General features: G+C 44.4%; 10 protein-coding genes. 8 read left to right on the top strand and 2 right to left on the bottom strand.

Features of this window, described 5'->3' with window-relative positions; all coding sequences use genetic code 11:
* Position 1 precedes the first annotated feature (1 nt).
* The 4 genes from DDT91_RS06320 (at position 2) to DDT91_RS06305 (ending at position 4759) form a co-directional block, all read left to right on the top strand.
* The gene (locus tag DDT91_RS06320; protein WP_187175303.1) at positions 2 to 1336 is read left to right on the top strand and encodes a 4Fe-4S dicluster domain-containing protein; all 1335 of its coding nucleotides are present in this window, start codon (positions 2 to 4) and stop codon (positions 1334 to 1336) included.
* Positions 1337 to 1431: 95 nt separating this feature from the next.
* Entirely contained in the window at positions 1432 to 2223 is a 792-nt protein-coding gene (locus DDT91_RS06315) for a (Fe-S)-binding protein (protein WP_187175302.1), read from the top strand.
* A 78-nt stretch (positions 2224 to 2301) separates the two neighbouring features.
* Positions 2302 to 2790: a hypothetical protein gene (locus DDT91_RS06310; protein ID WP_187175301.1), complete on the top strand. Its 489-nt coding sequence runs from the start codon at positions 2302 to 2304 to the stop codon at positions 2788 to 2790.
* 37 nt (positions 2791 to 2827) lie between these two features.
* Complete coding sequence (locus DDT91_RS06305; RefSeq protein WP_187175300.1) at positions 2828 to 4759, top strand: OmpA family protein; 1932 nt, start codon at positions 2828 to 2830, stop codon at positions 4757 to 4759.
* 275 nt (positions 4760 to 5034) lie between these two features.
* Here the strand turns inward: DDT91_RS06305 and DDT91_RS06300 are convergent, their stop codons facing one another.
* Complete coding sequence (locus tag DDT91_RS06300) at positions 5035 to 7977, bottom strand: glycoside hydrolase family 3 N-terminal domain-containing protein (RefSeq protein ID WP_187175299.1); 2943 nt, start codon at positions 7975 to 7977, stop codon at positions 5035 to 5037.
* A gap of 261 nt (positions 7978 to 8238) precedes the next feature.
* Between DDT91_RS06300 and DDT91_RS06295 the strand changes: the two genes are divergently transcribed.
* Genes DDT91_RS06295 through DDT91_RS06280 form a run of 4 tightly spaced genes read left to right on the top strand, consistent with a single transcriptional unit; the run spans position 8239 to position 12205 of the window.
* The gene (locus DDT91_RS06295; protein WP_187175298.1) at positions 8239 to 8631 is read left to right on the top strand and encodes a hypothetical protein; all 393 of its coding nucleotides are present in this window, start codon (positions 8239 to 8241) and stop codon (positions 8629 to 8631) included.
* Complete coding sequence (gene mutL / locus DDT91_RS06290; RefSeq protein WP_187175297.1) at positions 8628 to 10475, top strand: DNA mismatch repair endonuclease MutL; 1848 nt, start codon at positions 8628 to 8630, stop codon at positions 10473 to 10475. The genes DDT91_RS06295 and mutL overlap by 4 nt, the downstream gene beginning before the upstream one ends.
* Before the next feature lies 1 nt (position 10476).
* Positions 10477 to 11268 (top strand): rhomboid family intramembrane serine protease, encoded by a 792-nt coding sequence (locus DDT91_RS06285; RefSeq protein ID WP_187175296.1) that lies wholly within the window; start codon positions 10477 to 10479, stop codon positions 11266 to 11268.
* 1 nt (position 11269) lies between these two features.
* Positions 11270 to 12205: a rhomboid family intramembrane serine protease gene (locus tag DDT91_RS06280; RefSeq protein ID WP_187175295.1), complete on the top strand. Its 936-nt coding sequence runs from the start codon at positions 11270 to 11272 to the stop codon at positions 12203 to 12205.
* Positions 12206 to 12242: 37 nt separating this feature from the next.
* On the opposite strand, the gene DDT91_RS06275 is transcribed toward DDT91_RS06280, so the two are convergent.
* Complete coding sequence (locus DDT91_RS06275) at positions 12243 to 15233, bottom strand: PAS domain S-box protein (RefSeq protein ID WP_187175294.1); 2991 nt, start codon at positions 15231 to 15233, stop codon at positions 12243 to 12245.
* Positions 15234 to 15275 lie beyond the last annotated feature (42 nt).

Here is a 15275-nt window from a genome sequence, read left to right as displayed (position 1 = left end):
TATGAGCATTTTACCCCAACTCGCTTTTCTCCTGATTTTAGGTGTAGCGGGATATATTTTGAGCAAAAGGATTCAATTTCTTCGAAGGAATATCCTGCTCGGTAAGGCTGAGACCCGAAATGACCAGTCCGAAAACCGTTGGAAGACCATGCTTTTGGTAGCATTCGGTCAGCAGAAAATGTTTAAGCGGATTGTTCCGGCCTTCCTACACCTTTTAATCTATGTGGGATTTTTGGTGATCAATCTGGAGGTGCTGGAGTTTGTTCTGGACGGAATCCTAGGTACTCATCGGCTATTCGCCCCGATTTTGGGAGGAGCCTATACGTTAGCGATTAATATCTTCGAATTCCTCGCAGTGGCAGTATTGGTTTCCTGTGTGGCTTTTCTGATCCGCAGAAATGTGATGAAGGTAGAGCGATTCACCAAGCCTGAACTCAAAGGATGGCCGGCTATGGATGCCAATCTGATTTTGGTCATTGAAATTATCCTGATGTTTGCCATTCTGACAATGAATGCCACGGACCAGATCTTGGCTGGTAGAGGAGACGAGCACTACGTGGCTTTGGGCACCTTGTTTTTCAGCAGCTTTTTGCAGCCATTGTTCGACGGGTTTTCTGATGGGGCCTTGGTGGCGATCGAGCGATTCGCTTGGTGGTTTCATATTGTAGGTATTTTGGCTTTCGCCATTTATGTGACCTATTCTAAGCACCTGCATATTTTCTTGGCTTTCCCCAATACTTGGTATTCCAATCTGAAGCCAAAGGGTGAAATGCAAAATATGCCTGAGGTTACCAATGAAGTGAATATGATGCTGGGTATCCCTGTAGAAAATCCTGCCGAACCTCCTGCGGAAATCGGACGATTTGGTGCCAAGGATATCAATGACCTTAGCTGGATCAATGTACTCAATGCCTACTCCTGCACTGAGTGCGGCCGTTGTACATCTGAATGCCCTGCCAATCTGACTGGCAAAAAACTTTCTCCCCGAAAAATCATGATGGATGTGCGTGACCGTGCAGAAGAAGTGGGAAAAAGTATCGATGCAGGTGGCCCTGGGTTGGCAGATGGCAAGTCCCTCTTGGGAGATTACATCACCAAAGAGGAGATCAATGCCTGCACCAGCTGCAATGCCTGCGTGGAAGCCTGCCCGGTAAATATCGACCCGCTATCCATCATTCTTCAGCTTCGTCGATACGTGGCCATGGAGGAATCCGGCACTCCCGCACAATGGAATGCGATGTTCCAAAACATGGAAACCAGCTTCTCTCCCTGGAAATTCAGTCCTTCTGACCGATTCAATTGGGCAGATAAAGTAAAAGAAGAGGAAATGAAGTAAGAAAATGTCAGATGCCAGATGACGGAAATCCGATGGAAATACCTTCTCTTTTTCTTGTCTCTAGCGTCTTGTGTCTAACGTCTAAAATCTAAAAAATGTCTACCTATAAAGTTCCCACAATGGCCGAAATGGCCTCAAATGGCCAAACTCCCGAAGTGCTTTTTTGGGTGGGTTGCGCCGGCTCTTTTGATGAGCGCTACAAAGCAGTCACCCAGGCTTTTGTAAAAATATTGAATAAAGTCGGCGTCAGCTTTGCGGTGCTTGGGCCTGAAGAGACTTGTACCGGTGATCCTGCCAGACGTGCAGGGAATGAGTTTCTTTTCCAGATGCAAGCGGTAGCCAATATTCAGGTGATGAATGGCTACGAGGTCAAAAAAGTCGTGACCGCTTGCCCTCACTGCTTCAATACCATCAAAAACGAATACCCAGCATTAGGAGGGAATTATGAGGTAATCCACCATTCCCAGTTTCTGCAGCAGCTCATCAACGAAGGAAAAGTCCGACTTCAAGGCGGAGGTGAGTTTAAAGGTAAAAAAATCACCTTCCATGATTCCTGCTACCTCGGACGTGCCAATGATGTATATGAGGCTCCCCGTGAAGTCATCAAAGCACTTGATGTAGAGTTGGTCGAAATGAAAAGATGCCGAACCAAAGGTCTGTGCTGTGGGGCGGGCGGCGCTCAAATGTTTAAAGAGCCGGAAGCAGGAAAAAAAGACATCAATATCGAACGAACCGAAGAGGCTTTGGCTACCGGGGCTCAGGCGATTGCAGTGGGATGTCCCTTCTGCCTGACCATGATGACCGATGGGGTCAAAAACAAGGAACGAGAAGCTGAGGTCAAAGTCTATGACCTGGCAGAGATGATTGCCAAGGACATGGGTATTTAACTTCCATGTAATTGAATCAAATCGACCCTTTTTGCCGTTATGCAGAAAGGGTTTTTCTTTGAACCATTATTTCAAACTATGTACCTTCCATTTGAGCAATTACCAGAGAATTCGAGAGTATGGGTGTATCAGTCTGAGCGTAAGCTTACTGAGAAAGAGATCGAACTTGTCAGAAAACGGTTAGAAAGGTTTTGTGAAGGCTGGAATACCCATGGCAATGGAATGCCTACCTCATTTGACATTCTAAATGAGCAAATTCTGGTACTGGCTGTGGATGAAAGTGGGCTTGGTGCCAGCGGTTGCTCTATCGATAGTTCGGTCAAGGCTCTTCGGGAATTAGAATCCCTCCTGGGCGTAAACCTCACAGACCAAGGAAAAATAAGTGTGCGAAATTCTGAGGGAGACTTGAAAGTGTTTCCGGCCTTGGGACTGAGGAGCAAAGTACAGACAGGAGAACTTAACCAAGAGCAGGAGGTTATCAACCCCATGATTCGTATTAAAGCCGATCTTCAAAATTTATGGCAGCCTGTTCGAAATAGTTGGCTAAACAAATATTTTCCAAATTAATTAGTAATATTCACAGACAGACTTCAACCAGTGCCCGATGAAACAGACTTTTTTGCCGATAGCAGTTTTACTTCTACTCTTCCTAGGCAGTTGCAAAAGCCTATTGGAAAAAGGAAATGATCAATTTCTCTCAGGGCAATATCAGTATGCCATCTACACTTTTGGACAGATTTTGGCTCAGGACTCCACCGATTTAAAAGCCAATCAGGTAGTAGCGGAAAGCTACCGACTTTCCAACAGGATCGAAAAAGCTGAACCCTACTATCGCCAAGTGGTCGAGCAAGAGCCTAGTTTCAATACATACTTCTTTTTGGGACAAAGCTTAAAAGCCCAACAAAAAAATGAGGAAGCTCAAAAGGCCTTTGAAGCTTCAAAACAATATACTTCAGACGAAGCCCTTCTGGCAAGAGTCCAGCGAGAAATCGAATCCATCAAACTTGCCGAAGGAATTGCTGACTATTGGCCAAATCATGTTTTGGTCAACTTTAAGGAACTGAATACACAGGGAGCAGATTATGCACCGGTATTGAGTGAGGATTTTCTTTATTTCACGTCAGGAAGACAGGCTTCCGGAATCTATCCCGCTACTGGGACACCTTACCACAAGCTCTTCCGGACAAGAGCGGATGGATTGAAAGTAGACGTGTCGGGTGTGCAGGCATTACCCGAATTTAAAAATGAGGAAGGTTTGAATCAGGCAGCTATCGCCATCAGTCCTGATGGGAATACGATCATTTATGCTCGAGGAAACTCCACTTCTTCCAAGGATCTTCCGGATGTGGCTCTTTTCGTGTCCTATTTCCGAGGTGCGGGATTTACGCAACCTATATGGATGCCTGTAAATGAGGATGAATTTTGGTGGAATTCCACCCCTGCCTTTAGCCCTGATGGATCTGAACTTTACTTTGCTTCCAATAGACCTGGAGGATTTGGAGGAATAGATCTATATAAAGCAACCAAATTAGCGAATGGTGATTTTGGGAATGCGGTAAATCTGGGCCCTACCATTAATACTCCCGGAAACGAGATGTTTCCAAGACCTACCCGAGACGGAAAATTCTTTTTTGCCTCAGATGGTCATCCGGGATATGGGAAACTTGACCTCTTCGTGGCTGAAAAAGATGAGTCAGGAACTCAAGTGATCAAAAATCTGGGTCAAAACTTCAATAGCAAAGACGATGACTTCGGGATCTTCTTTACAGAATATCCCAAAGCAGGATTCATTTCCTCCAACCGTGAAGGTGGTGTCGGAGATGATGACATTTACTTTTTCGAGGACAAAACTCCTAAGCCGAAAATCGTAAATGTTCTGTTGAATGTCTTTACCAAAGAAGAAAAAGCAGATGGAAGCGAGGCGGTATTACCTCAAACTAGAGTGGTACTCTACGGGGCTGACAATAAGCAACAAGGGGGCGATTTCTCCAATGCACAGGGAAGGGTACGATTCACCATGGCGCCTGATCAGGATTATACGATCATCGCTTCCAAAAGTGGCTATTTCTCCAAGTCTATCCCTTATACCACCAAAGGCAAAACCCCGGATCCCACTACGCTTATCCAGGATGTAACCAACGTAACCTTGGATACTACGATTATCTTGGATCAGCTGATCTTGGAAAAAGCGATTGTGTTGGACAACATTTATTACGACTTGGACAAAGCGGATATTCGTCCTGATGCAGCCCTGGAATTGGATAAACTGGTGAAAATCCTGAAAGACAACCCTGCCATCCGAATCGAACTCAGCTCACATACAGACGCCAGATCGAGTGATGCCTACAACCTAAGTCTCTCCCAGAGAAGAGCCCAATCCGCCGTGGATTACATCGTGTCCCAAGGTATAGCTGCCGAGCGATTGGTGGCCAAAGGCTATGGAGAAACCCAGCTGATCATCAAAGATGCCAAGACCGAGGAGGAGCATCAGGTGAACCGACGAACCGAGTTTAAGGTGATCGAGATCAAGGAATAAAAATTAGAATCAAGAGGCTAGATGCAAGACAAAAGATTCCTGAAAGAAAGATTCTTTTGCAGAAAGAAATAGCTGATTAAATTAAAAATGCCATTTAGATGCTTGATCTAAATGGCATTTTTAATTTCTCAAATTCTGAAAGGAAACTTGATTGTTTTGGGACAAATAGCTTCCAAACTTCCTTACCTCCTAACTTCCTTGCCTCCACCAAAATTTAGTTCTAATCCCTGGCAAAACCATGAAAATTACGATTTTAACAATAATGGAGACAATTCTCAATTCTCCATCGCCTCGTAGATCAAATCATGGATTTGAGTGCGGATTCCGGCGTCAAGAAGTTTGTTATTTCCCCCATCTGGATAAACCCGATTGGAGAGGAAAACATAGATCAGGTCATTTTCAGGATCAGCCCAGACGCAGGTGCCCGTAAATCCGGTGTGCCCAAAAGTACTTTTTGGGGCTAATTTTCCGGCTGAGCCTCCTTTTCCTTTTTCCGGTTCGGGTTTATCCCATCCCCAGCCCCTTCTGCTCATATGAGACTGACGTTTGGTGAAGGCTTCAATAGTTTCCGGTTTGATGAGTGAGATTTCCCCATAAGCCCCTTTATTGAGCATCAGCTGCATCATGACAGCCAGGTCATTAGCCGTACCGAACAGTCCTGCGTGACCGGCCACTCCTCCGTACATCGCTGCCCCGGGATCGTGGACATATCCCTGTATTTGTCTTTTTCTGAAAGCCACATCATTCTCTGTAGGGGCGATCCGTTCCAACGGCATTTTCTGGAAAGGATTGAAGGTCAGTGTGTTCAGCCCCAATGGAGCATAGAAGTTTTGATCCAAAAACTCATCCAAAGGCTGACGGACAATGCGCTCGATCACTGCCTGCATAAAGTACATGGTCAGGTCAGAGTAGACATATTTGTTGGGCTTGGGCAGCAGTTCGGATTTCACCGTCCAATGCCAAATGCTGTCTCTGAGACCATCCATGGCATACATATCATTGGACACAGGTCTGCTAAAACCGGGGTTTTGGCTGGCTTGATAGTAACTTGGTTTCCATTGTCCGGACTGAACGGTGTTGACGTAGTGCGGGATAAATGCCTTGAGCCCTGCTTCGTGGGCCATGACATCTTTCAGGACCAAATTGGCTTTATTGGTTCCCTTCAATTCCGGCAGATAGTCACCCAAGGTTTTATTCATGTCCAATTCCCCACGACTGTGTAGGAACATAGCCGCTTGTGTTGTAGCCAAAACTTTGGTAATAGAGGCAAGGTCATAGACTGTTTCCGGAGTAACTGGAGCAGACTTCCTGTAATCCAAATAACCATAGGATCGCTCAAAAACTACCTTTCCATTTTTGACTACTAACACATTGGCACCAGGAGCGGCCTGAATTTGCATCATTTTCTCAGCCACTTCGTCGATTTTATCCAGCTTTTTACTGTCCAGTCCTACACTTTCGGCTACCCCGTAGGAGAGACGGTTTAGGCCAGCCAAATAACCTCCGACACCGTGAGAAAATTGCCCACTAACCGTTACCGGCAAAATCCCTTTTCCGGGCCTGCCACCAAATAGAATCTGTGGAGCGAGTTGCTGAGTCATTGCGGTGTTTTCATAGGCCAAAACCACATTGCCAAATCCTTCCAAGGCTTTGGCAGCGTAGGCATTGCCAAAAAGAACGGTAGCCACTTTTTGCCTTTTCTCCAGATTCTGGATCAATTGGATGTCACCGGGAGCTATTCCAAAAGCACGTTGCGGACTATTGGTTACTCCCATCAGTCCTACGATCACTACATCGTAATCTTCCAACTGCTTCATCAGATTATAATGCGCCGATTCTCCCGAAGCTTTAGGAATACTGAAATGATCCACCTTGGTGTATTTATTCAGGTATTGGCTGAAGTCTCTACCCTCGTCTCCAATGGTCAGACTGGCAAATCTAGTCAAGTCAAGATGCTTGAATGGGAGCAAATCATCCTTATTGGAGGCAACGGTAAGGGCATCCGCATACAATTTTTCGATTACTTCCTTGGTCTTTTCTGTATTGAGACGTTCCGAAATCTTGTAGGTATCAATTGGCTTATACTCATTTAATCCTGCCCAATACTTTGCTTTAAGGACTTTTTTTACCCTTCGGTTGATCTCGTTTTCACTGATTACGCCTTGAGCCACTGCATCTTTGATCAAGGCTTTTGCCTTAGGGACATCCTGTGAATAAAGCAGCACGTCATTACCTGCAAGAAGGGCTTTTAGATCCACTTCTCCAGGACGGCTGAAATTTGCCACCCCTTTCATGTTCAGCGCATCTGTGAAAATCAATCCCTGGAAATTCATCCGGTTTTGAAGCAGGTCTGTCACCACTGGTTTAGATAGACTCGTAGGGATATTGGATCCATTGTCCAGGCTGGGCACATTGAGATGAGCGACCATTACGGACATCAGATTTTCTCTGAAAAGCTCCTGATAAGGATACAGGTCCACATCCCAGATCCTTTTCTCGGCATGCTTGATGACCGGAAGGGTGTAATGGCTGTCACTCTCGGTATCCCCATGGCCAGGAAAATGCTTGGCATTGGCAATGATTCCATTGTCTTGGAGCCCTTTCATATAGGCTACAGCACGTTGGGTGACCATATCTTTGTTTTCACCAAAAGCCCGATAACCAATCACCGGATTCTGCGGGTTGGAGTTGACATCCACGACTGGAGCAAAATTGACATGCATCCCAAGCTCCTTAAACTGCCTGGCGATTTCGCTTCCCATTTCATAAATCAACTTAGGATCCTGAATGGCTCCAAGGGTCATTGCCTTTGGGAAATTCCACACCGAGTCCAAACGCATCCCTATTCCCCACTCCGCATCCATGGCTATCATCAGCGGAGTCTTGGCTTGGGCTTGGTAATAATTAGTAAGCCGGGCTTGCCGATTGGGACCGCCTTGGAAAAAGATGAGTCCTCCGAGATTTTCCTCTCTGACCAACTTACTGATTTCATCCACATGCTTTTGGTCTTTGTTGGAATACGCAGCAACCATGAAAAGTTGTCCCAACCTGTCTTCAAAAGTAAGGGCATTGAATACACTGTCTACCCAATTGAGCTGTAATTGGTCATCTTTACTTTCCAATGGATCCTCATTGGCCACAAAAGGGTCGGATTTTCCCGAAGAAAAAAGACCGATTAACAGGACCAAGGATAAGATTCTCCAATGCTTTGTACTCATGACCGAGAATGGTTTTAATTCCTTAACTTTTGAAGTAAATTTGTCCAAGCGACGATTAGGCTTTTTCTGCCAAAATCAATGTCCCTAGTCGCCGAAAATGCATTGGAAATGGGATCATTGCTAAACAAGATACTAAAGATTGGGTAACATTAATCGTTTAAGGGGGTTAAATTGCCAAGAAATCTGATGATCGGTTGGTGATCGCCCAAGTCAATTTCGTTTGATGAAAACGTGCTCCTTTCCGAAAAATTTGAATCAGTTATGAAATTCCCTTCGATATTTAAAACTTCTTCACCCCAGCGATTTGCCATCAAGCCGAGGTATTACGATCCAGTCAAGGAGGAGATCGAGGAGCGTACGTCGAGAATTAAGAAGGAGCTTGAGGAGGAAGGGCTACTCAGTGGGGAAAATTCCCAAGGATATGGAGCATCTATCCGGGGTTCGTTTTCATCCTACCGGGGAATAAAGCCACGCGACACGTCTGTGTTCAATTCTACCGCAATGATTCGGACGCTTTTGTTTTTTGGGATGATCTCGGCAGCTTTTGGCTACATCTATATAGGCCCGGAGATTTTTACCTACCTGACTTATTTTGCTTTGATCGTGGGAGGGGTGTATTTCTTTTTTAGATTCAAAAAGAAAGGGAAAAAATGAGTGATATCATCCAGCTTCTCCCCGACGCAATCGCCAATCAGATTGCAGCAGGAGAAGTGGTACAGCGGCCCGCTTCGGCCCTCAAAGAGCTTTTGGAAAATGCCGTTGATGCGGGCGCAACCCAAGTACAAGTGATTGTAAAGGATGCCGGCAAGCAATTAATTCAGGTCATTGACAATGGCAAAGGCATGTCTCCCACTGATGCCCGAATGAGTTTTGAGCGCCATGCCACCTCCAAAATCCGCACTTCTCAAGATCTATTTGCAATCCGGACCTTTGGATTCCGTGGTGAAGCATTGGCCTCGATAGCGGCGGTAGCTCAGGTGGAATTGAAAACCCGACAAACTCATTCAGAGCTGGGGACCCTTATTCAGATCGAAGGATCAGAAGTGAAAAGACAAGAGCCGGTCTCTGCCCCAGTCGGCACCTCAGTGGCGATGAAAAACTTGTTTTTCAATGTGCCGGCAAGAAGAAACTTCCTCAAGTCCAACCCTGTGGAAATGCGCCATATCGTGGACGAGTTTCAACGGGTAGCACTTTCTTATCCAGAAATCGGATTTACCCTCTACCAACAAGATCTTGAAACCTATACTCTCGCTCCGGGAAAACTCAGCCAGAGAATAGTCGGACTCTTCGGAAAATCCTACCAAGGTCAGCTCGTTCCCTGTGAAGAACTGACTCCGCATGTCAACGTCAGAGGGTATATCGGAAAACCTGAACATGCCAAGAAAACCCGAGGGGAGCAGTTTTTCTTTGTCAACAACCGGTATATCAAAAGCAGCTACCTACACCATGCGGTCAGCTCTGCCTTTGAGGGATTGATCCCCGCCGATCAACACCCATTTTATGTTCTATTCTTGGAGATTGACCCTGCCCACATCGATATCAATGTGCATCCTACCAAGACCGAAATCAAATTTGACGACGAACGTACGGTCTATGCGGTCATCCGATCGGCAGTCAAACAGGCTTTGGGTGCGCACCATGTGATGCCAGCCTTGGATTTCAGCGTAGATGTCAATTTTCAGGAAAATTGGACCAAAAATCCGGACACAGCTGTGCAGGTAGACCGGGAATATAGCTACAAGACATTCAATACTCCAGAATTCAAAAAATCCTCGGTTTCCGGCTGGGAAAGGTTGTTTGAAGGAAATTTCGAAATCCCAAAAGGACAGCCTGACCGACCCTCACCTGATGAAGATCAGGAGATTCTTACTTTTCCGAGCAGAGCTTCGGTGGACGAACCTCGGTTGATGATCCCGTCTCCAGAACCAGAGGCCACAGGCGCTACCTTTCAGGTAGAACTCAGCTATATCGTAGCCCAAATGTCTACCGGGCTGCTGATCGTGGATCAACAAATGGCTCATGAGCGGATCTTATATGAGCGATATTTCAAACAATTACAGACCTCACAAGGGGCATCACAACAATGCCTATTTCCTCCTACCCTTTACCTCAATCCCGCAGATTTTTCTCTGGTGATGGATATGCTGCCTGAATTGCATAGCTTAGGTTTTGTGGTGGAAGAATTTGGAAAAGACACTGTTCTGATTCAGGGAGTGCCTGCAGATGTGCAAGTGAAAAATGAAAAAGAGTTGTTTGAGGGCTTGATCGAGCAGTTTAAAAATTTCAAAAACGAATTGTCTTTGGATAAAAGAGAAAATCTTGCGCGATCTCTTTCCCGTAAGTCTTCCTTAAAAAAAGGACAAAAGCTTACAGCTCAAGAAATGGAAACTTTGGTTGGTCAGCTTTTTGCCTGCCAAAACCCAAACTATTCACCATCAGGGAACAAAACCTTTGTGAAATTGGATTTAACTAGCATTCACGCATTCTTCGGAAAATAACATGTTTAGAAATATCACTCCGGTCGTCCAAAATCTGCTCCTGATCAACGTGATCGTATTTCTGGTAGCCAGCTTTGTACTGCCGGTTCTCAATGAATGGTTTGCTTTATACAATATTCAAAGCATTTACTTCAAGCCATTCCAATTTTTGACCTACATGTTCATGCATGCCGATTTTTGGCACTTGTTCAGCAACATGTTTGGCTTGTTGATTTTTGGTCCTCTCTTGGAGCAATTTCTAGGTCCGAAAAAGCTTTTTACGCTTTGGATGGTCTGTGGGGTGGGCGCCGGGGTACTCTATTCCGGATACTCCATCTACCAATACAAATCCCTTGAAGAAAAAGTACAGACTTTCGAAGCTTCTCCTGATCCTGAATATTTCAATCGGCTAGTGATCGAAAACAGAGGATATTTCTCCCCGGAAGTGTTTGATTTTGTGGATCAATACAGCCGAAACCCTGAAGACCCGATGTATATCGAGCGGGCAGAAAAGACCTTGAGTGCAATCCTAAGACTTCAGGCCAATCAGCCCATGGTGGGAGCTTCAGGTGCGCTTTTTGGGATATTGGTGGCTTTTGCCATGCTTTTTCCCAATACCCAGCTCTTTTTGCTTTTCCCACCTATGCCGGTCAAGGCAAAATATTTGGTGTTGTTTTATGGTCTTTACACCGTTTACAACGTATTACTTAACAGTCCGACTGACAATGTGGCCCACTTTGCGCATCTGAGTGGATTGCTCATCGGAGCAGTGCTGGTTTATAACTGGAAAAAAGACAGAAACAGTTTTTATTGATATGTACGGTAGCTTTTGGGACAACCTGAAAAATGCATTCACGCGTGGAGACAACAGCCTTTATAAGCTGATTGCCATCAATATCCTTGTCTTTTTTGTGGTCTTGATAGTCAGAGTATTCATGACCATCAGCGGCTTTGGAGAGTGGTATCAGGCAGGCTTGAAGTACCTGATGATGCCTGCTTCCTTGCCCAAGTTAGCTACTCAGCCCTGGACGATTTTCACCTACATGTTTTTACATGAGGGATTATTCCATATTCTTTTCAACATGCTTTTCCTGTACTGGTTTGGACTGTTGATCCATCAGTATCTGGGAAGCCGAAAATTGGCTAACCTGTACATCCTTGGAGGCATTTTCGGGGCAGTGTTTTATGTGTTGATCTACAATCTAGCCCCTTATTTCAGCGCTTCAGTAGACTCTTCGATGATGCTTGGGGCAAGCGCAGGGGTGTTTGCAGTAGTAGTCGGTGCAGCCACGCTGACTCCAAATACGACTTTCTTCCTGTTGCTGTTGGGGCCAGTCAAGATCGTCTACATTGCCGCTTTTTACGTGATTCTTTCCTTTGCCAATTCGATCGGAGCCAATGCAGGTGGTGAAATTGCCCACTTGGGCGGAGCATTGTTAGGTTACCTTTATATCGTTCAGCTTCGCAAAGGAACAGATTTGGGCTTGCCTGTTCAGAAGGTCGGCATGTTTTTCGAAAACCTATTCAGTGGCAGGAAAAGCAAAGTGAAAGTAACCTATCGGAAGGCCAAGACGACCTCTTCGGGAGGCAGTTATGGAGGATTTAAATCTTCAGCAAATACCGATACGCCCAAGAAGGAAAGCATTACTCAGGATGAGATCGATCGGATTTTGGATAAAATCGCAGAGAAAGGCTACGATGGTCTTACTGGAGAGGAAAAAAGAAAACTGTTTGAATTCAGCAAAAAATAAGTGATCAGCAACAAATCCACCTTGACTTCATTTGGGGTTATTTGGGTAGGGTGAAATAGAATGTTGTCCCTACATTTTCTTTGGACTCCACCCAGATCTTTCCTTGAAGATTATCGATCACTTTTTTGACGATGGCCAAGCCTATGCCATTACCGTTGTAATTTTCCCGGGTATGAAGTCTTTGGAAGATCACAAATACTTTTTCTGCATAATCCATACTAAAGCCTATTCCATCATCACTTACCGAAAACTGCCAATGATCCTGCTTGTCTTCTACTGAGATTTTGATCAAAGGTGAAGATCCCGGCTTTCGGTATTTGATAGCATTGTTGATCAGATTCCCAAAAACCAGCAAAAGTTGTGCGCTGTAGCTCAACAAAACAGGCAATTCATCAACGATGATTTGGGCCTGAGACTCCTCTATCAGCTTCCTGTTTTGGGAGATGACTATATCTATAATCTTGTTAAGCTTTATTTCTTCTTTTTCTTCCCAGCTTTTTCCTACACGTGAAAACTCCAGAAGATCAAGGATAGTGCTTCTCATCCGATGCCCGCCTTCGATTGCAAAATCAATGTACCTTTTCGCTGTATCGTCCAGGTCACCTGCGTACTTTCTTTTGAGCTGGGTCAGAAAACTTGTGACCATCCGAAGAGGTTCCTGAAGGTCATGCGAAGCCACATAAGCAAACTGTTCCAATTCGGCGTTGGATCTGGCCAGTTCCTTTGCTCTAATCTCCAGTTCCTCCGTAGCACTTTTCTTATCGGTAATATTATTTCTTAGAGTGAGATATTGATAAACTTCTTCTTTTTCATTTTTCATGGGGATAATGGTCGTGTCTACCCAGAAATAATTCCCGTTTTTGGAGATGTCTTTTATTTCCCCTTTCCAGATTTGTCCTGACCTGATTGTCTCCCACAATTCATCAAAAAAGGACTCAGGATGGTAATCCGATTTGGTGATATTGGCACTTGCTCCTATGAGTTCCTCTCTGCTGTACTCAGTCAGCTGACACCAACTTTCATTGACATCGATTATGTTTCCATCCAATCCGGTTACCATTAAAAGATTGGATTGCTCTAGGGCAACCCGATAATTTTTATTTGACTGAAGGGATTGGATCAGTTCGATTTCCTTCAACTTTTTGTCGGTAATGTCTTGAATACTACCAAAGAGCTTTTTTCCATTACCATTTATGGATTCTATCGTTCCGATGGATCTTACCCATTTGGTTTTTCCCAAGCGAGTTTGGATCATCAATTCGAGATCATAGCTCTCACCGGTGTCTATTAGCCGGTTTATTTTATTTTCAAGAATAGAATAACTTTCTCCAACAAAGAACTTTTTCAGGTCCGAAAATTGGGGTTTAAAATCTTGCTCTACCTCAATTATCCTCTTAGTCATAGGAGACCAATACAGCGATTCCTCTCCAGTTCCAAGGAGGGTATATTCCCAGTTTCCGGTAAGGGACAACTCGCTGGCATCATTAAATAATTTTGCAAGTCTATTTCTTTCAGTAACGTCCAAAATCATGGCCATGAAATAGATCTTTTCACCCAAGGAAAATGAATTCAGACTTACCTCCACGTCAATTTCATCTCCGTTTTTCTTCAAGGCCTTGGTGTTTCGGTTTTCCATCATCCGCATCGGAACCGGGGACTTTACATACCGACGTTGGTGATGGGTGTGGTTTTCATGAAATCTTTGAGGAATCAATATCTGAATAGATTGGCCAATCAATTCTTCCTCACTATGCCCGAACACCCGAAAAACTTCAGGATTTACCATGGTAATATTCTGTTGTTGATCCGTGATTAAAATGGCCATCGCTGCCGAATTGACGATCTTTCGGAATTTCTCCTCGCTCTCCTTCAGTGCGAACTCCAACATCTTTTCTTCCTGAATATTTTTGATCAGGATACCTACGGCGGCAACTTTTCTGTTTTCCAAAAAAATGGGAATAAAGCGAGTACGAATCCAAATTTTTTCTCGGTGTTTACTTGAAAATGTCCCCTCTGTTTCTGTCAATTCTCCCTTTAATGCCTTTTTGAAGTTTTTTTCAAACACTTCCTCACTACCAAAGTACAAGACCTCCCGAAAATCCATTCCTTCAGAGATAATCTTTTCGGTATTTAGCTCCAGCCTTTCTTTGATTCTGGAATTAAACCTTAGAATTCTGAAGTCTTTATCTAAAATGACCACTTCCTCATTGAGGTTTTCATTTAAGGCATTGAATGTTTCCGCCAGTTCTTTCAGCCTCAATATGGAGACCTTTTCGTTGGTAATATCCTTTCCCCGAAGGCAAACTCCGATCAATCTCTTTCCTGGATTATAGATGGGGCTCAATCTATACTCAAACCAATAGTCTGCAGAGTCGGCTACCGTGTGGTTTTCTACAAAAAAATCCTTACCGACTATCGCCATCCCAAATCCTTCCTTATACAATTCCATGATATGAGGTAAAACATACTCACGGTAATCATCCCCCTTCTGAATTTCTTTATTGAAATATTGCTTGAGTAATTTTTGAGCCACCTGATTAAACCCAAAAACTCGGTGATCCTGCGCAATCAATACCACCATTTCTGAGGAGGTATCCAAGACAGCTTTTAAAACTTCGGCCTCCAGAGCGAAAATTTCCTCCAGATGAGATTGGATGACTGTCGTTAAATGCTGGATCCAAGGATAGATTTCTGCTACCCCAATTCTATCGGAATTAAATTTGGGGTTTTCAAAAACAACCAATACCCCCGTCACGTCATGGCTTGGAATTTCAAAACTCCACCCTTGGTACTTCGCTTTAGGATGGTCGGAAGAAAGAAAAAGAGCTCCTTCAAACGGTCTATTTTCAATTTTTGAATCTTCGTTTGAAAAATGGCCTTCTATAGAATTTCTGACTGTTTCCAGGTGAGCAATACCAACACCGGATTCCAATAACCTGTTACCTAAACTCCATGCAGCGACATAGCAAGGACTTTTTCCAAAAGTCTGGGATAGCAATTCAAGAAAAGAGGAAATCGTCGTAATCAATGGGATAAGGGATTGGCTTTGAAAACTTTCAGATGAAAACTA

It is taken from the genome of Algoriphagus sp. AK58 (genome assembly GCF_014324365.1).
GTDB lineage: Bacteria > Bacteroidota > Bacteroidia > Cytophagales > Cyclobacteriaceae > Algoriphagus.
The sequence above is the reverse complement of the archived record's forward strand: the minus strand, read 5'-3'. Positions and strand labels throughout refer to the sequence as shown.